General features: G+C 53.0%; 1 protein-coding gene. It reads left to right on the top strand.

All coding sequences use genetic code 11. The features are described 5' to 3' along the window. On the top strand, positions 1–300 hold a 300-nt coding region (locus PsW74_RS25160; RefSeq protein ID WP_206599958.1), incomplete at both ends, for a hypothetical protein.

Raw genomic sequence — 300 nt, 5'->3', positions numbered from 1 at the left:
TACATCAATTCTGAGGGTGTGCTGGCAAATGGCCTTGAGGGCAATGTTCCTGGACTAGATGGCGAGCTGACAGAGACAGCAGCGCTTAATGTGCCTCCTCCTGGATCTGGTGTTGCAGGATCATTAGCTGCACCACAAGGCATTGATCCGGAAAACAGCACCTACAAGGCTTCGGGCCGGATCTCCACCAGTGCGGTTGATAACAGCCGGATTGTCACTGCCGACCGCTACATCACCGGCATTATGGAAACAGGCATTAACAGCCAGCTAGCTGATGAGGGCTCCATCGTCATTCAAGTA

Origin of the sequence: Pseudovibrio sp. W74, from assembly GCF_001623085.1 — a bacterium.
Classification (GTDB): Bacteria; Pseudomonadota; Alphaproteobacteria; order Rhizobiales; family Stappiaceae; genus Pseudovibrio.
This window is presented reverse-complemented; position numbering and strand designations above follow the sequence as displayed.